This window comes from Sphingomonas abietis (assembly GCF_027625475.1).
Taxonomy (GTDB): domain Bacteria; phylum Pseudomonadota; class Alphaproteobacteria; order Sphingomonadales; family Sphingomonadaceae; genus Solisphingomonas; species Solisphingomonas abietis.
Window position 1 is genome coordinate 675,170 of sequence record NZ_CP115174.1, and the last position, 16,450, is coordinate 691,619.

The following is a 16,450-nucleotide window of genomic DNA, read 5'->3' on the forward strand; positions in this document are numbered from 1 at the left end:
GAAGCGCGGGCGATGATCGCGCTCGCCTATCCGCTGGTGCTGACCAACTTCGCGCAGGCGCTGATCCCGGCGACCGATGTGGTGCTGCTCGGCTGGGTAGGGCCGCAGGCGCTGGCGGCGGCGTCGCTCGGCGTCAACCTGTTCAACGCCTGCATGATCTTCGGCGTCGGCGTGATGATCGCCGCCTCGCCGATGATGGCGAGGGCATTGGGCCAGCGTGCCCACAATGTCCGCGATGTGCGGCGCACGGTGCGGCAGACGATGTGGTCGGCGGTCCTCCTCGTCGTGCCGATCTGGCTGTTGCTGTGGCATGCCGAGGCGATCCTGCTGATGCTCCACCAGAATCCGGTTCTGGCGCGCGACGCCGCCCATCTGGTGCGGCCGATGATGTTCGGTATGCTGCCGCTCTTCTTCTATCAGGTGCTGCGTGGCTTCGTCTCGGCGCTGGAGCGGCCGGGCTGGGCGTTCCTGGTCGGCGCGTTCGCGGTGATCTCGAACGCGCTGATCAACTATGCGCTGATCTTCGGGCGTTTCGGCCTGCCGGCATGGGGGCTGTTCGGCGCCGGCCTCGGCAGTGCCATCTCCAACCTGCTGATGGCGCTCGGCATGGCGATCGTGGTGACGCGCCAGCGCCATTTCCGCCGCTACCGCCTGTTCGGCCATTTCTGGCGGGCGGACTGGCCCCGGTTCCGCGAAGTGTGGCGGCTCGGCCTGCCGATCGCGGTGACATTGGGCATGGAGGTGACGATCTTCAACGCCGCCGTCTTCCTGATGGGCCTGCTCGGTGCGGCCGAACTCGCCGCCCATGCGGTGGCGTTGCAGATCGCCACGCTCTGCTTCATGGTGCCGCTGGGGATCGGCCAGGCGACGACGGTGCGCGTTGGCCTCGCTTATGGCCGGGGCGATAGGATCGGGATCGGTCGCGCCGGCTGGATGGCGTTCGCGATCACCATGGCCTTCATGCTGGTGCCGGCGACGCTGATGCTGGCGGCGCCCCGCTTCCTTGTCGGCCTGTTCATGAACGTCGGCGATCCGGCGAACGCCCATGTCGTGGCGCTGGCCTGCTCCTTCCTGACGGTGGCGGCGCTGTTCCAGCTGGTCGACGGTGCGCAGGCGGTGGGTGCCGGGATGCTGCGCGGCATCCACGATACCGCGATGCCGATGCTGTTCGCGGGCGTCGGCTACTGGGTCGTCGGCTTCGGCACCGCGATCCTGTTCGGCTTCCATTTCGGCTGGGGCGGCGTCGGCATCTGGACCGGGCTGGCTACGGGCCTCGCGGCGGTCTCGGTGCTGGTCATCGCGCGCTGGGCGCGGCGGGAACGCCTCGGGCTGGTCTAGCCTATCGCGCTGGGCGACGCGACAGCCGGCCCAGCGCCTCGTCCAGCGCTTGCAGGAAGCGTGACCGGTCCTGCCTGGAGAAGGGCGCGGCGCCGCCGATCTGATCGCCGCCGGCGCGCAGATCGACCATGATCGCGCGCACCGCGATCGCGCTGCCGATCGAGGCGGCGGTGAACGGCTTGCCGGTCGGCGCGATCACGGTCGCGCCGGCCTTGATGCAGCGATCGGCGAGCAGGATGTCGGCGGTCACCACCACATCGTCCGGCCCCGCCAGTTCGGCGATGCGGTCGTCCGCCGCATCCAGCACGTTGGTCACCGTTTCACGGGTGATCAGCGGATGCGGCGGCACGCGCAGATGCGAGTTAGCGACGAGCACCACCGGCACGTCCAGGCGAAAGGCGACCTTGTAGATCTCCTCTTTCACCGGGCATGCGTCGGCATCGACGAGGATTCTCATCGACGGTGGAGCGTCGGCCTCTGTGGGCGCTTCGGCGGGCCGCCATGGCGACGCTGCGGGCCACCGGGCCTGCCGCCACCGCCTGCCGGTGCGGCACCGGGCGCCGGCTCGATCCGCACTTCGTCCTCACCGTCATTGCCGCCGGTGCGCTTGAGCGATGCGGCGAAGCGCTGGGCGGCCGCCGGGTGGATCTCGAACAGCGTCTCGTTCGGCGCGATGCGGATCGAGCCGACTTCCTGCTTGGTGATGTGGCCGCGACGGCACAGCAACGGCAGCAGCCAGCGCGGATCGGCATTTTGGTTGCGGCCGACATCCATGCGGAACCACACGCCTTCGATGCGATCCTGGCGGGGCGGCGGCGAATCCGATTGCTCGACCAGCGATTCGGGCACCGGCAGCTTGGCGCGATGGGCCTGCACCAGCATCGCCGCGATATCCTCGGGCGTCTTCTCCGCGACCAGCCGCTCGGCCAGCGCGCGATCCTCATCCTCGATCTCGACCGGGGCGAGCAGCGCCTGGAGCAAGCGCTCGCGATCGGCCTTCATCACCTCGTCCGGGCCGGGGGCGGGCATCCATTCGGCCTCGATCCGCGCGCCACGGAGCATCGCATCGACGCGACGGCGCTTCGGATAGGGCACGATCAGCGCGGCGATGCCCTTCTTGCCGGCGCGGCCGGTGCGGCCCGAACGATGCTGGAGCGCCTCGGCGTCACGCGGCAGCTCGACATGGATGACGAGCGTGAGCGACGGCAGATCGATGCCGCGCGCGGCGACGTCGGTGGCGACACAGACGCGGGCGCGGCGATCGCGCAGTGCCTGCAAGGCGTGGTTGCGCTCGGACTGGCTGTGCTCGCCGGACAGGGCGACGGCCGAGAAGCCGCGATCGACCAAGCTGGCATGGAGGTGGCGCACCGCGTCGCGGGTGGCGCAGAACAGGATGGCGGTGTCCGGCTCGTGCAGACGGAGCAGGTTGACGACGGCATGTTCGATATCGGCAGGCGCGACCGTGACGGCCTGGTAGCTGATGTCGCCATGGCCGCGGTCTTCGCCCACGGTCGAGATGCGCAGCGCGTCCTTCTGGTAGCGCTTGGCGAGGGCGACGATCGGCTTGGGCATCGTCGCCGAGAACAGCATGGTGCGGCGGCCCTGGGGCGTCGCGTCGAGAATCTCCTCCAGATCCTCGCGGAAGCCCATGTCGAGCATCTCGTCGGCCTCGTCGAGGACGGCGACCTTGAGGTTGGACAGGTCGAGCGCGCCGCGCTCGAGATGGTCGCGCAGGCGGCCCGGGGTGCCGACCACGATATGCGCGCCCTGGGCCAGGGCGCGACGCTCGCGATTGGCGTCCATGCCGCCGACGCAGGTGGCGATCCAGGCGCGGGCATCCTTGTAGAGCCACATCAGCTCGCGGCTGACCTGAAGGGCCAGCTCGCGGGTCGGGGCGATGACCAGCGCCTTGGGCGGGCCGGACGGGCCGGCACTGCCGGCCTCATCCAATATCTGCTCGGCGAAGGCGAGGCCGAAGGCGACGGTCTTGCCGGAGCCGGTCTGCGCGGAAACGATCAGATCCCGTCCGTTCGCCTCCGGTTCGATGACGGCGGCCTGCACGGCGGTGGGGGACGCATAACCACGCGCGGCGAGCGCCTCGGCAAGCGAAGCGGGGAGTCTGGAAAAAGGCATGGCGCCGCACATGGCCCTTTCCACGCCAAACGCAAGACTTTTCGTCTCGGCGGGCGTGTGGGAGCGCTATCATTATGCGATTGCGCCGCCGGACCTTTCTGGTAGGCAGGCAGCATCGCGGCATGAAAATCAAAAATAAGTCGCCCATGAACCAAGCTCAAGGAGAGGGTGATGCGGCAAGGCGTCAGCTATAATATGGGTTTCATCGCGCTGATCAGTGGCGTCGCCACGATCGGCGGCTTTCTGTTCGGCTTCGATAGTGGCGTGATCAACGGCACGGTCGAAGGGCTTCAGCAGGCCTTCCATACCAGCAGCGCGGGCACCGGTTTCAACGTCGCATCGGTGCTGCTCGGCTCCGCCGCCGGCGCCTTTGCGGCCGGGCGGCTGGCCGACGTGTTCGGCCGGCGCTCGATCATGATCATCGCGGCGGCGATGTTCGTGCTCTCGGCGCTCGGCGCGGGCGCGGCCACCGGATCGGCGATGTTCGTGATCGCGCGCATGATCGGCGGCTTCGCGGTCGGCGCCGCCTCGATCCTGTGCCCGGCCTATATCTCGGAGGTGACGCCCGCCGATACGCGCGGCCGCCTCGCCTCGATCCAGCAGATCATGATCATCATCGGCCTGACCGGGGCCTTCTTCTCCAACTATCTGCTGGCCAAGTTCGCCGGCGTATCGACCGCGCCGCTGTGGGGCGGGTACGAGGCATGGCGCTGGATGTTCTGGATGCAGACCATTCCCTCCGCCATCTTCCTGCTCGCGCTGTTCGGCATTCCCGAAAGCCCCCGCTTCCTGGTCGCCAAGGGCAAGCGGGCGGTGGCGCTGCGCGTGCTGACCCAGCTGATGGGCCCCGACGCCGGCAACGCCAAACTCGCCGAGATCGAGGGATCGCTCAGCCACGATCACAAGCCGCGCCTCGCCGATCTGCTCGACGAGAATGGCAAGGTGCGCCGCATCGTCTGGGTCGGCATCGGCCTCGCCGTGCTCCAACAACTCGTCGGCATCAACGTGGTCTTTTATTACGGTGCGGTGCTGTGGCAGGCGGTCGGCTTCTCGGAGGCGGATTCGCTCAAGATCAACATCCTCACCGGCACCATCTCGATCGCCGCCTGCCTGGTGGCGACCGGCCTGATCGACCGGCTGGGGCGCAAGCCGCTGCTGCTGATCGGCTCGATCGGCATGACCATCACGCTGGCGCTGGTCGCCTTCGCTTTCTCCACCGGCGGTCTGGACGCGGCGGGCAAGCTCGTCCTCTCGCACGATATGGGCATCCTCGCGCTGGTCAGCGCGCTGATCTACTCGGCGATGTTCAACTTCAGCTGGGGCCCGGTGATGTGGGTGATGCTCGGCGAGATGTTCCCCAACCAGATCCGCGGCGCCGGCCTCGCGGTGAGCGGGCTGTTCCAGTGGGTGGCGAACTTCGCGATCACCATGACCTTCCCGATCCTGCTCGCCTCGGTCGGGCTGACCGGCGCCTATGCGCTCTATGCCTTCTTCTCGCTCGTCTCGATCCTGTTCGTGATCAAGATGGTCTACGAGACCAAGGGCATGGAGCTGGAGGCCATGCAGGGCTGATTTGGGCAGGGCTGATCCGGTGGGCGGGCTTCGCGGTTAGCGGAGCCCGCCGCCCAATGTGCTGTACAAGGTGACGAGGTTGGTTTCGCGCTGGAGCCGGGTCGTCACCAGCGATTGCTGGGCGGCGTAGAGCGTGCGCTGGGCATCGAGCGTGGTCAGGAAGCTGTCGATGCCGCTTCGGTAGCGGGCGAGCGACAGCGTCGCCGCCTTGTCGGCCGAACCGGCGCCGGCGGTGCGCGCGGCGATCTGGGCGCCGATCGTGCCGCGCGTGGCGAGTGCATCGGAGACTTCGCGGAACGCGGTCTGCACCGCCTTCTCGTAGGCCGCCACCGCCGCATCGCGATTGGCTTCGGCGTAGCGCAGGTTCGCCTTGTTGCGCCCGAAATCGAACAAGGTGAGCGCGCTCGATCCGGTCGCGTTCCATGAGAAGCTGCCGCCCGAGAACAGCCCGGTCAGCGCCGAGGAAGCGGTGCCGGCGGCCGACGTCAGCGAGATGGTCGGGAAGAAGGCCGCGCGCGCCGCGCCGATATTGGCATATTGGGCGCGCAACTGATCCTCGGCCTGCACCACGTCCGGCCGCTTGAGCAAGATCGTCGAATCGAGGCCGGCGGGCAGAGCGGCCAGGGTGTGATCGTCGGCGCCGATGCCGTCGGGCAACAGCGCGGCGGAGACGGTGGTGCCGGCCAGCAGGTTCAGCGCATTCTGGTCCTGGGCGATCTGGGTAGTCAGCTGCGCCACGTCGTAGCGCGCATTCTGGAGATTGGTCTCGGCCTGGCGGACATCCAGTTCGGAGGCGATGCCCTTGTCGAACTGCGCCCGGGTGATGTCGACCGACTGCTGATAGGCCCGCAGCGTCTGCGTCGACAGGCGAAGCTGATCCTGGTCCGAACCCATCGTCAGCCAGGCGGTGGCGATTTCGGCGATCAGGCTGATCCGGGTCGCATCGGCCCCGGCCTGGGTGGCGAAATAGGCCTGCTGCGCGGCCTTGGTCTCGTTGCGGACCTTTCCGAACAGGTCCAGTTCGAACGATGATACGCCGATATCGGCCGTGTAGCTGTGGGCGGTGCCGCTGCCCTCGGTGCTGCCGGACGTGCCGGTCGATCCCGACGACACGCTGCTGCCGTTGCTGCCGTTGCTGCCGCTATGGCGCACCGAGGCATCGGCGCCGGCCGCGATGGTCGGGAACAGATCGGCGCGCTGGGCGCGATATTGCGCGCGTGCGGCAAGGATATTGGCGGCCGCCACGCGCAGATCGCGATTGTTGGCGAGGCCGAGCGCGATCGTCTGCCGCAACCGGTCGTCGGTGAAGAAGTCGCGCCAGCCGATCCCCGCAACATCCTGGGTCGCGTCCTGCCCGCCCGTGGCGGCGGGATAAGCCGGCCCTTGCGGGAAGCGCGACGGGGCGGCGAGCGCCGGCCGGTCATAATGCGGCGCGAGATCGCAGCCGGCGAGCGCCGTGGTCAGCAGCAGCAGGGAAGGCAGGCGACGGTGCAACGGACGGTATCCCGTAATTTCGATAGTCCCCTTGGGATGGCGATCAACACCAGCCGGCCGAGCTTGGCAAGCCATGCTGTCACCAAACCGCCCTACCGGGGGATTACGGTAGCTTCATTAGGAAAGGGCGGGCGGTGGTGGTAGCCGGGGCCTTCCGATGAAGCCCTTGCCCGGCCGCCCATGGATTACGGGATCGATCGTGACGGAAACGTCCTTGCCCATTGCCGGAACCTCGCACAGCCGCCGCTTGCTGGCGTCGATCCACGATGTCGGCCCACGCTTCGAGCGTGAGGTGGATCAGCTGGTCGATCGGCTGTCGCATCATCTGGCCGGGCCACGCTTCGCCATGCTGGTGGTCCCCGATCACTGGGGGCAGGCGCCGCTGGCACAGGCCAGGGCGTTCCAGGCGAAGCTGCGGGTTTGGGCGTCGAGCGGCGTCGAGATGTTCGTGCATGGCTGGACTCACCGCGACGATAGTGGCTCGGCCGGCTTCAAGGCGAAGCATATGACCGCGGGCGAGGGCGAGTTTCTCGGCCTGTCGCAGAATGAGGCGCTCCGCCGCATGACCGAGGGGCGGGCGCTGATCGAGGATATCATCGGGCGCCCCGTCGCCGGGTTCATCGCGCCGGCATGGCTCTACGGGCCGGGTGCCCGCGCCGCGCTGGGCCAGGTGGGCTTCGCGCTGGCCGAGGATCATATGCGGGTCTGGCGGCCGTCCGACGGAGCCGTGCTGGCCAAGGGGCCGGTGGTGACGTGGGCCAGCCGCAGCCCGGCGCGCGTCGCCAGTTCGCTGGCCTTCGCCGCGCTGGCCCGCACCGCGCTCAAGCCGCTGCGGACCCTGCGGATCGCGGTTCATCCCGGCGATACCGGCGTGCCGGCGCTGCTCGACAGCATCGACGCGAGCCTGGCGGTGGCGGTTCGCGATCGCACCGTCGGCCGCTACACCGATCTTCTCAAGAGGAACTGAGCTTTGGAGATGAGTCACGAAAGGCTGGTCCGGGACGGGGAGGCGGTCTCGCTGGGTGCCTGGATCGGCGAGGATGGCCAGACGCCCGCGCCGCAGCTGGAAGCGCTGGCGGCGAGCGCACCGCGCTGGCGGCAATGGCTGGGGCCGTTGCTGTCGCTGTCGATCGTCGCGGCGGTGCTCTACCAGATCGGCGGCGTCGATTTCGCCCGGATCGGGGCGATGGTGCCCGCCAATCCGCTGTTCTGGGCGATGTTCGCCGCCGCCTATATGGCGCAGCCGGCGACCGAATGGGTGATCTTCCACCGGCTGTGGAACCTGCCCGGCTCCGCGATCTGGCCGCTGATGCGCAAGCAGGTCGGCAACGAGGTGCTGCTCGGCTATATCGGCGAAGTCTATTTCTACGGCTGGGCACGCCGCAACACGCAGCTGGTGGCGGCGCCGTTCGGGGCGATCAAGGATGTCACCATCCTGTCGGCGATGCTCGGCAACCTGACGACGGTGGTCGCGCTGGTGATCGGATGGCCCTTGCTGGCGGAGCTTCCCGCCGGGCTGCACGTGCAGGCACTCAGCGGCTCGATCGGGGTGGTGATCGTCACCTCGCTGCTGGTCATGCTGTTCCGGCATCGCCTGTTCAGCCTGCCGCGCCGAGAATTGTGGTTCGTCTCGGCCATGCACCTGCTGCGGATCGCGGGTGGGACCGCGTTGTCGGCGGCGATGTGGCATCTTCTGCTGCCGGCGGTGCCGCTCTCCTCGTGGGTGATGCTCGCGACGTTGCGCCTGCTGGTCAGCCGCCTGCCGCTGATCCCCAACAAGGAACTGGTGTTCGCCGGCCTCGCGCTGTTTTTGATCGGTCGCAATGCGGCCGCCGCGGACGCGATGGCATTGATGGCCGGGCTGTTCGTGGCGACGCACATGGTCGTCGGCGTCGCGCTCGGCGCAGGCGAGCTGATCGGGGCGGCCCGCGCGAAGGCGGCCGCCTGAGGCGCAGACGGGAGGCGCGGGTGATGAGGATTGTCGATGTCTGCGCCTTCTACGCGCCGCGCGGCGGCGGGGTGAAGACCTATGTCGATCGCAAGCTGGCGGCCGGCGCCCGGCACGGCCATGAGATCGTCGTGATCGCGCCGGGCGAGCAGCGCGCCACCGAAGTCCGCGGCCCCGGCGCGCGGATCGAATGGCTGCCGGCCCCGAAGATGCCGTTCGATCGCAATTATCGCTATTTCCCCGATCAGGAATCGATCCATGCCGCGCTCGATCGCTTGCGGCCGGACATGGTCGAGGCGTCGTCGCCGTGGCGCGCGGCGGAGGCGGTGGCCAGCTGGCGCGGATCGGCGCCGCGCGCGCTGTTCATGCACGCCGATCCGCTCGCGGCCTATGCCTATCGCTGGTTCGGCCCGGTCGCGAAGCGGGAGACGATCGATCGCGGTTTCGATTGGTTCTGGCGCCATCTCCGGCGGCTCGATGCGCGTTTCGATCTGGTGGTCAGCCCGAGCCGGAGCCTTGCCGATCGGCTGACCGACGGCGGATTGCGCCAGGTCGTCACCCACCCGCTCGGCATCGCATCGGGCGAGTTCGGCCCCGAACATCGCGATCCGGCGCTCAGGGCTGCGCTGCTGCGTCGCTGCGGGCTGGGGCCGGAGGCGACCTTGCTGCTCGGCCTCGGCCGCCACGCGCCGGAGAAACGCTGGCCGATGGTGGTCGATGCCTGCATGGCCGCCGGCGTGGAGCGGCCGGTCGGCCTGGTGCTGGTCGGCGACGGGCGCGAGCGCGCCAAGATACTGCGCCATGTCGGCGAGAATCCGCATGTGCTGCTGCTGGCGCCGGTGACGGATCGGCCAGCACTGGCGCAACTGCTGGCCAGCGCCGATGCGCTGATCCACGGTTGCGAGGCGGAAACCTTCTGCCTCGTCGCGGCGGAGGCGCGTGCCGCCGGTCTGCCGCTGATCGCGCCCGATCGCGGTGGTGCGGCCGATCAGGCGCGCGAGAGCGGCGGCGAGGTGTATCGCGCGGCGGACGCCGGATCGGCGGCACAGGCGGTGCTGCGGCTGATCGAGCGCGGCGTCGATACGCTCGGCGCGGAGGCGCGGGCGCGGGCTGGCGGAGTCCGCACGCTCGATCGTCACTTCGCCGACCTGTTCGCCGCCTATCGGGGGCTCGGCGCCGGCATGGTACGCGCCGCCTAGATTTCGAGCTGGCTGCCGAGCTCCACCACGCGGTTGGTCGGCAGCTTGAAGAATTCCATCGCGCTTTCGGCGTTGCGGAGCATCCACGAGAACAGCTTCTCGCGCCACCAGGCCATGCCGGGGCGGCTGCCGTGGATCAGCGTCTGGCGGCCGAGGAAGAAGCTCGTCTCCATCGATTTGAACGGCGGCCCGCATTCGCGCGCCAATGCCAGCGCCGCCGGCACGTCGATCTGCTGCATGAAACCGTAGCGCAGGACGATCCGGAAGAAATCGGCGCCCAGCTCGGTGAAGACGACGCGCTCGGCATCGTCGACATAGGGCTTGCCCATCACCTTGACCGTCACGATCACGATCCGCTCGTGCAGCACCTTGTTGTGCTTGAGATTGTGGAGCAGCGCCGGCGGCGCGCCATCGGGCGAGGAAGACAGGAAGACGGCGGTGCCCGAGACCCGGCGAACTGACTTGGCCGCCGTCTTGATGAACAGCTCCAGCGGCATCGCGCTTTCGGACAGCCTTTCCCGCATCAGCCGGCGGCCCTTGGCCCAGGTGGTCAGCACGGTGAAGGCGGCGGCGCCGACCATGAGCGGAAACCAGCCGCCATCGGGAATCTTGGTGATGTTCGAGGCGAAATAGGCACCGTCCACGATCAGGAACACCCCGATCATCGCCCCGGCACCCCAGCGATTCCACTTCCAGACCGTGAAGATCAGGGTGCCGAGCATCGCGCTGGTGATCACCATCGTGCCGGTCACCGCGATGCCATAGGCCGAAGCGAGGTTGCCGGACGAGCGGAAGGTCAGCACCAGCAGCAGCACGAAGCCGAGCAACAGCCAGTTGACCAGCGGCACATAGATCTGGCCGGCGGCGTCGGCGCTGGTGTGGGTGATCCGCAGGCGCGGCAGGAAGCCGAGCTGGATCGCCTGCTGGGTGACGGAATAGGCGCCGGAGATCACCGCCTGCGAGGCGATGACGGTGGCGACGGTGGCGAGGCCGACCAGCGGCAGCCGCGCCCAGTCCGGCGCCATGCGGAAGAAGGGGTTGTCGATCGTCGCGGGATTGTGGAGCAGCATCGCCGACTGCCCGAGATAGTTGAGCAGCAGGCAGGGAAACGCCACATACAGCCACGCCGCGCTGATCGAACGGCGCCCGAAATGGCCCATATCGGCGTAGAGCGCCTCGGCCCCGGTCACCGCCAGCACCACCGAGCCGAGCGCCAGAAAGGCGAGCTTCGGATCGAGCAGGAAGAAATTCACCGCCCACCAGGGGTTGATCGCGCCCAGCACGCGCGGATCGCGGACGATCGCGCCGACGCCCATCGCGCCGATCACGACGAAATAGAACAGCATGATCGGGCCGAAGACGAGGCCGACCTTGGCGGTGCCGCGCGACTGGATCAGGAACAGGCCGATCAGGATCACGATCGAGATCGGCACCACCCAGGGCGCGAAGCCGGCATGGACGACCTCCAGCCCCTCGACCGCGGACAGCACCGAGATCGCCGGCGTGATGATCGCATCGCCGAAGAACAGGGCGGTTGCCGCCACGCCCAGCATCACGATGCCGCGTGTCCATTTGATCTTGTGCGATCGCACGATGAGCGCGAGCAGCGCGAGGCTGCCGCCCTCTCCGTCATTGTCGGCGCGCATGGTGACGAGGACGTACTTGATCGTCACGACCAATGTCATCGTCCAGAAGATCAGGCTGAGCACGCCGAAGATGTGGGGCTGATCGATCGGCAGCGGGTGCGGGCCGTCGAAGCTTTCCTTCAACGAGTAGAGCGGCGACGTGCCGATGTCGCCGAACACGACGCCGATCGCGCCGAGCGCCATCGGCGCCAGCGGGCCATGGCCGTGCGGATCTCTGGACGCGGTGGTGCCGGCTTCGGACGTGCTGGTTACGGACATGAAACCCCGGATGAACGGCATTGCGCGGCGACGCAAGCGATCCGGGATATGGCTGGATGCGCGCCTGGAATCCACGGCCGTGCATCAAGAGGACGGTATCGTTTCCGGCGATCGCATCAAATCGGCATAAAGAAAGACCCGCCGCACGGAGGCGACGGGTCTCGAGTTGGGAGTGGCCCGGCCGAAAGGGGGATCGGCCGGGATGGCTCCAGGGGAAAACTAGAAGCGCAGCTGACCGAACAGGCCGATCTCGTGGTAGATGCCCTCGCGGCTGCCGCCGATCGTGCCGTTCTGCGTGGAGATCGTGCCGTTCTCGGCACGGTCGCGCTTGTAGACGAGCGCGAGGTCGACGATCTTGACCGGCTCCCACTGCAGGCCGACGTTGTAATAATGGTCCTTCAGGTCGGGGTTGGTCTCCTTGTTGGGCTTCACCCAATCATAGCGACCGAACACGCTCCACTGCTTCGCGAAGTTCACGTTGCCGAAGGCCGAATAGCCATCCGACTTGTCCTGCACGACGGTCGTGGTGTTGTTCCAGTTCTTGGCATGGAAATATTCGCCGCCAAGGTTGAACATCTTGTTCTTGTAGCCAACCATGGCGTTCTCACGCGAGGCGGTACGAACATGATCCAGGCCGGTCGGCAGGGCCAGGTTCTGGGTGTCGTTGCCGCGCTTGCCCGAATAGCCGCCGGCGGCGGCGTAGAAGCCCTTGTAGGAGGTCGAGACACGGCCTTCGAAGTCGACCGACTTGCTGACCTTCACGTTACGATAACCGGCACCGTCAACCACCGAGAACTGGTAGCTCAGCAGGCCGCCGGCGAGATCGCCGAGGACGTGGACGCCCCAATCGGACGAGGTGCCGTAGTTGGTGCGATCGATCAGCGTCAGTTCGACATGGCGATAGCCATACTGGTTTTCCGCATAGGGAATCCACGGCATGTCGGCCGCACCGAGGCGGACGATCAGGGCCGGGTTCAGCTTGGCCTGCAGATAGGCCTTCTTCACGTAGAAGCCCTTGCCGACCAGCGCGGTCGAAGCGGCGGGGCTGGTGGCCGAGTTGGCCGGCGCATTGGCGTTGGCGGTCGAGCCGACGACGTTCGAGATGTCGGTCGTGAAGTTGGCCGAGAACACCGAGTTGAAGGTGTGATCGACGCCGATGTACAGCCGCTTGATGTTGAAGCCGGTGCCGTCAGCCGCGTTCTTCGCGCCGTTCGACTTCATCGAGATGTTCGAGAAGTTGAAATACATGCGGCCGGAGATCGACGTGTCGTTCGCCCAAGCATTCTTCGGCTTCGGCAGCGACGCGAGCTGCGTCTTCACCTCGGTCGGCACCGCGGTCTGCGCGGCGACGGCCTGGGTCTGCGCGGCCTGAGCCGATGCCTGTGCGGCAGCAGCCTGGGTCGACGCCTGGTTGATCGCGGCGGTCGCCTGCGCGGAATTCTGCTCCTGCGCATCGAGTCGTGCGGTCAGTGCTTCGACCTGCGCCTTGAGCGCGTCGATCTCGGCATTGCTGTTGCTCTTGGCGGCGGCGTGGCGGATGTGCTTCACCGGCTTGGCGAGCGCCGGGCCGGCCGCAATCATAGCGACACCGATGCTCGCACCCGCGAGCAGGTTGAATTTGCTGGTCATGAAAAGCCCCTTTTGAAAACCCGCCGCTCGCGGGCTTCGAGGGGTCCGTTAATCCCGCTCCGTGACTCGTCACTGACAGCTATGTTACGGTTCAGTGACGAATGTCACACAGATGCAAGCTTGCCACAGTGGCAGGCTTGATCGAAGTGATTGCTTTTGCGGCAGGTATCGATATCGCCGTCATCCGTGGCGCGTCGTTGGACCATACCCTTGTTGCGATCCGAGCGCTCGTTCAGCCGATTCGTGCTGACTAGCATCTCGATCGGCTTTCTCGCGCTGATCGGTGCGGGCGCCACCGCGGGATGGTTCGTGATCAAGGCGCAGGATCATGCCCAATGGGTAGAGCATACCTATGAGGTCGAGCGGCGGGTTTCCCAGCTGCGCGTGCTGATCGAGCGGCTCGAGGTTTCGCGGCGCGGCTATCTGCTGTCGCATCGCCCGCAGACGCGGCAGGTCTTCATCGAGACCGTCCGCAACGAACCCGTGTTGATCGCCGATCTGAAGCGGCTGACGATCGACAACCCGATCCAGCAGCGCAATCTGATCATCATCGAGACGATGGCGGCGGATCAGTTTCGCATGTTGTCGACGTCGATGGTCACGTCCGATCGCGATCCGCAACTCGCCACCGTGATCTTCGCTCACGATCAGAGCATCGGCCTCACCAAGCGCCTGCGCGAAGTGACGATGGACATGCTCGGGGAGGAGGGGCGGCTTCTCCAGATCCGCATCGCCGAACAGCGCGCGGCGACGCGCATCCTGTTCATCGTGCTCGGCGCGGCGGGTGTCCTGGCGGTGCTGGTGGCGATCTCCTCGATCCTCGTGCTGCGTCGCTACACCGGCGGGCTCGTCGAATCGCGTGCGGCGGTGGAACGCCTGAACGCGGAGCTGGAGGATCGCGTCGAGGAGCGGACCCGCGATCTCTCTCGCGCCAACGAGGAGATCCAGCGCTTCGCCTATATCGTCAGCCACGATCTGCGTTCGCCGCTGGTGAACGTGATGGGCTTCACCGGCGAGCTGGAGGCGGCGACCAAGCCGCTGCTTGCCCTGATCGAAAAGGTCGAGCGGGAAGCACCGGACCTGCTGGACAACGATGCCGCGCTCGCCGCGCGCGAGGATCTGCCGGAAGCGATCGGCTTCATCCGCACCTCGACCCAGAAGATGGACCGGCTGATCAACGCCATCCTGCGGCTGTCGCGCGAGGGCAAGCGGGTGCTGGCGCCGCAGCCGATCGATCTGGTCGAACTGACCGAGAGCATCGTCGGCGCGCTCCAGCACCGGCTCGATGAATTGGGCGCGACCGTGATCGTCGAACGCCCGATGCCGGTGCCGACGGCCGATCGCCTCGCGGTGGAGCAGATATTGTCCAACCTGATCGAGAATGCAGTCAAATATCTGAAGCCCGGCCGGCCCGGGCGGGTGGTGGTCTCGGCCCGGATCGATCGGGGGCGCATCGATATCGCCGTCGCCGACAATGGCCGCGGCATCGATCCCCGGGATCATGATCGCATCTTCGATCTGTTCCGCCGCTCGGGCCAGCAGGATCAGCCCGGCGAGGGCATCGGTCTCGCCCATGTCCGCGCGCTGGCCTACAGGCTGGGCGGCCTGGTCGATTGCACATCCACGCTGGGCGAGGGCGCCACCTTCACCCTGTCGCTTCCTATTCAACCCGTGTCTCCGCAAGGATAAGCAGAATGAACGCCCATCAGCCCGTCAGCATCGTCATGATCGAGGACGATGAGGGCCATGCCCGCCTGATCGAGAAGAATATCCGCCGCGCCGGCATCTCGAACCATATCCGTCACTTCACCGATGGCACGTCGGCGCTCGACTATCTCTACAATGCCCCGGAAGGGCCGGCGTTGAACGGCCCGGCACTGATCCTGCTCGATCTCAACCTGCCGGACATGTCGGGCACCGATATCCTCCAGCGCATCAAGAGCGATGGCAATCCGCTCAAGCGTACCCCGGTGATCGTGCTGACCACCACCGACGACAAGGTGGAGATCCAGCGCTGCTACGATCTCGGCGCCAACGTCTACATCACCAAGCCGGTGGATTATGAGAATTTCGCCACGGCGATCCGCCAGCTCGGCCTGTTCCTGGCGGTGATCCAGGTGCCGGATATCGAGCCGGACGCCTGATGGAGGGGACGCGCATCCTCTATATCGACGATGATGCCGGCCTGTGCCGGCTGATGTCGCGCGCGCTTCAACGCATGGGCTGTGTCGTCGACACCGCGCAGAGTGGCGCGGAGGGGGTTGCGAAGGCATCGCTGGGTGGGTTCGATCTGATCGCCGTCGATCACTTCATGCCGGGGCAGGACGGGTTGGAGACGCTCGCCCAGCTGCGCGCGCTGCCGGATGCGCCGCCGGTGGTGTATGTGACCGGATCGGAGGATGGCCGTATCGCCGTTGCCGCGCTCAAGGCCGGTGCGGTCGATTATGTGGTGAAGACGGTCGGCGAGGATTTCTTCGCGCTGCTCGCCGCCGCGTTCGAGCAGGCCCGGGAGAAGCAGCGGCTGGCGGCTGCCAAGGTGGCGATGGAGGAGGATCTCCGCCTCTCCAATGCCCGGCTGGAGACGTTGCTGAAAGAGGTGAACCACCGGGTCGCCAACTCGCTGCAACTGGTTTCCGCCTTCGTCCATATGCAGTCGGCCGCGCTGCCCGATGCGGCGGCGAAGAGCGCGCTGCAGGATGTCCAGCGCCGTATCCAGGCGATCGCGCAGGTCCATCGCCGGCTCTACACCGGCAACGCCGTCGATGCCGTCGCGATGGACGATTATCTGTCCGCGCTGGTCGGCGAATTGCAGGAGACCTGGTCGACGCCCGCCGCCCCGCGCGTGCTGACGCTGGCGAGCGAGCCGATCCGGATGAAGACCGATCGCGCCGTGTCGCTGGGCGTGATCGTCAACGAGCTGGTGTCGAACGCCTGCAAATATGCCTATCCGGCCAATGAATCGGGCGAAGTCCGCATCGTGCTGATGCGGGAAGGCGAGGATCATTTCGTCCTGCGCGTCGAGGATGACGGCTGCGGTATCGAAGGCGGTGTCAGCCCCAAGGGCACCGGCGTCGGCACCAAGGTGATCCGCGCGATGGCCAAGAGCCTGCATGGCGAATTGAGCTACGATCTGGGACATAGCGGCGTCAGGGCGATCCTCAGCGCGGCGTGCTGACCCCCTGCCGGTGTACGGGGCCGTGCGTCATGGCGATCGTCCCCACGCTGCCGAATAA

At 67.0% G+C, this 16,450-nt stretch carries 13 protein-coding genes; 8 read left to right on the plus strand and 5 right to left on the minus strand.

All coding sequences use genetic code 11. The features are described 5' to 3' along the window. Window positions 1-12 precede the first annotated feature (12 nt). A complete protein-coding gene (locus PBT88_RS03265; protein WP_270079159.1) occupies window positions 13-1,338 on the plus strand; it encodes an MATE family efflux transporter in 1,326 nt (441 codons plus the stop codon). 1 nt (window position 1,339) lies between these two features. On the opposite strand, the gene PBT88_RS03270 is transcribed toward PBT88_RS03265, so the two are convergent. Continuing rightward, entirely contained in the window at window positions 1,340-1,795 is a 456-nt protein-coding gene (locus PBT88_RS03270; RefSeq protein WP_270077808.1) for a YaiI/YqxD family protein, read from the minus strand. Further along, on the minus strand, window positions 1,792-3,471 hold the full coding sequence (locus PBT88_RS03275; RefSeq protein WP_270077809.1) for a DEAD/DEAH box helicase: 1,680 nt from the start codon (window positions 3,469-3,471) through the stop codon (window positions 1,792-1,794). The genes PBT88_RS03270 and PBT88_RS03275 overlap by 4 nt, the downstream gene beginning before the upstream one ends. Before the next feature lie 171 nt (window positions 3,472-3,642). Between PBT88_RS03275 and PBT88_RS03280 the strand changes: the two genes are divergently transcribed. Next, window positions 3,643-5,043, plus strand: a complete 1,401-nt coding sequence (locus tag PBT88_RS03280; protein ID WP_270077810.1) for a sugar porter family MFS transporter — start codon at window positions 3,643-3,645, stop codon at window positions 5,041-5,043. 36 nt (window positions 5,044-5,079) lie between these two features. Here PBT88_RS03280 and PBT88_RS03285 read toward each other — a convergent pair whose 3' ends face one another. Next, entirely contained in the window at window positions 5,080-6,537 is a 1,458-nt protein-coding gene (locus PBT88_RS03285; RefSeq protein ID WP_270077811.1) for an efflux transporter outer membrane subunit, read from the minus strand. Between the two features lie 214 nt (window positions 6,538-6,751). Between PBT88_RS03285 and PBT88_RS03290 the strand changes: the two genes are divergently transcribed. The 3 genes from PBT88_RS03290 to PBT88_RS03300 are packed head-to-tail and all read left to right on the plus strand — an operon-like array spanning window position 6,752 to window position 9,684. Beyond that, the gene (locus PBT88_RS03290) at window positions 6,752-7,504 is read left to right on the plus strand and encodes a polysaccharide deacetylase family protein (protein WP_270077812.1); all 753 of its coding nucleotides are present in this window, start codon (window positions 6,752-6,754) and stop codon (window positions 7,502-7,504) included. A 9-nt stretch (window positions 7,505-7,513) separates the two neighbouring features. Then, window positions 7,514-8,485, plus strand: coding sequence for a hypothetical protein (locus tag PBT88_RS03295; RefSeq protein ID WP_270077813.1), 972 nt, complete (start codon window positions 7,514-7,516; stop codon window positions 8,483-8,485). Between the two features lie 23 nt (window positions 8,486-8,508). Beyond that, window positions 8,509-9,684 carry a glycosyltransferase gene (locus PBT88_RS03300; protein WP_270077814.1) on the plus strand — a complete coding sequence of 392 codons (1,176 nt, stop codon included), beginning with the start codon at window positions 8,509-8,511 and terminating at the stop codon, window positions 9,682-9,684. On the opposite strand, the gene PBT88_RS03305 is transcribed toward PBT88_RS03300, so the two are convergent. Together PBT88_RS03305 and PBT88_RS03310 are read right to left on the minus strand one after the other, a co-directional pair. Continuing rightward, complete coding sequence (locus tag PBT88_RS03305; RefSeq protein ID WP_407696509.1) at window positions 9,681-11,588, minus strand: potassium transporter Kup; 1,908 nt, start codon at window positions 11,586-11,588, stop codon at window positions 9,681-9,683. The two genes, PBT88_RS03300 and PBT88_RS03305, sit on opposite strands and share 4 nt — an antisense overlap. A 219-nt stretch (window positions 11,589-11,807) precedes the next feature. Continuing rightward, complete coding sequence (locus PBT88_RS03310) at window positions 11,808-13,217, minus strand: hypothetical protein (RefSeq protein ID WP_270077815.1); 1,410 nt, start codon at window positions 13,215-13,217, stop codon at window positions 11,808-11,810. Window positions 13,218-13,460: 243 nt separating this feature from the next. On the opposite strand from PBT88_RS03310, the gene PBT88_RS03315 reads away from it, so the two are divergent. Genes PBT88_RS03315 through PBT88_RS03325 form a run of 3 tightly spaced genes read left to right on the plus strand, consistent with a single transcriptional unit; the run spans window position 13,461 to window position 16,392 of the window. Next, on the plus strand, window positions 13,461-14,906 hold the full coding sequence (locus PBT88_RS03315; RefSeq protein WP_270077816.1) for a sensor histidine kinase: 1,446 nt from the start codon (window positions 13,461-13,463) through the stop codon (window positions 14,904-14,906). A gap of 5 nt (window positions 14,907-14,911) precedes the next feature. Further along, window positions 14,912-15,361: a response regulator gene (locus PBT88_RS03320; protein ID WP_270077817.1), complete on the plus strand. Its 450-nt coding sequence runs from the start codon at window positions 14,912-14,914 to the stop codon at window positions 15,359-15,361. Then, window positions 15,361-16,392: a response regulator gene (locus PBT88_RS03325; protein WP_270077818.1), complete on the plus strand. Its 1,032-nt coding sequence runs from the start codon at window positions 15,361-15,363 to the stop codon at window positions 16,390-16,392. Before PBT88_RS03320 ends, PBT88_RS03325 begins: the two co-directional genes overlap by 1 nt. Window positions 16,393-16,450: the final 58 nt, after the last annotated feature.

Bases quoted from the DNA above. Each gene is read 5' to 3' on its own strand.
- PBT88_RS03300 (WP_270077814.1), top strand. From the start codon at position 8,509: ATGAGGATTGTCGATGTCTGCGCCTTCTACGCGCCGCGCGGCGGCGGG.
- PBT88_RS03325 (WP_270077818.1), top strand. From the start codon at position 15,361: ATGGAGGGGACGCGCATCCTCTATATCGACGATGATGCCGGCCTGTGC.
- PBT88_RS03280 (WP_270077810.1), top strand. From the start codon at position 3,643: ATGCGGCAAGGCGTCAGCTATAATATGGGTTTCATCGCGCTGATCAGT.
- PBT88_RS03310 (WP_270077815.1), bottom strand. From the start codon at position 13,217: ATGACCAGCAAATTCAACCTGCTCGCGGGTGCGAGCATCGGTGTCGCT.
- PBT88_RS03295 (WP_270077813.1), top strand. From the start codon at position 7,514: ATGAGTCACGAAAGGCTGGTCCGGGACGGGGAGGCGGTCTCGCTGGGT.
- PBT88_RS03320 (WP_270077817.1), top strand. From the start codon at position 14,912: ATGAACGCCCATCAGCCCGTCAGCATCGTCATGATCGAGGACGATGAG.
- PBT88_RS03270 (WP_270077808.1), bottom strand. From the start codon at position 1,795: ATGAGAATCCTCGTCGATGCCGACGCATGCCCGGTGAAAGAGGAGATC.
- PBT88_RS03305 (WP_407696509.1), bottom strand. From the start codon at position 11,588: ATGTCCGTAACCAGCACGTCCGAAGCCGGCACCACCGCGTCCAGAGAT.
- PBT88_RS03265 (WP_270079159.1), top strand. From the start codon at position 13: ATGATCGCGCTCGCCTATCCGCTGGTGCTGACCAACTTCGCGCAGGCG.
- PBT88_RS03275 (WP_270077809.1), bottom strand. From the start codon at position 3,471: ATGCCTTTTTCCAGACTCCCCGCTTCGCTTGCCGAGGCGCTCGCCGCG.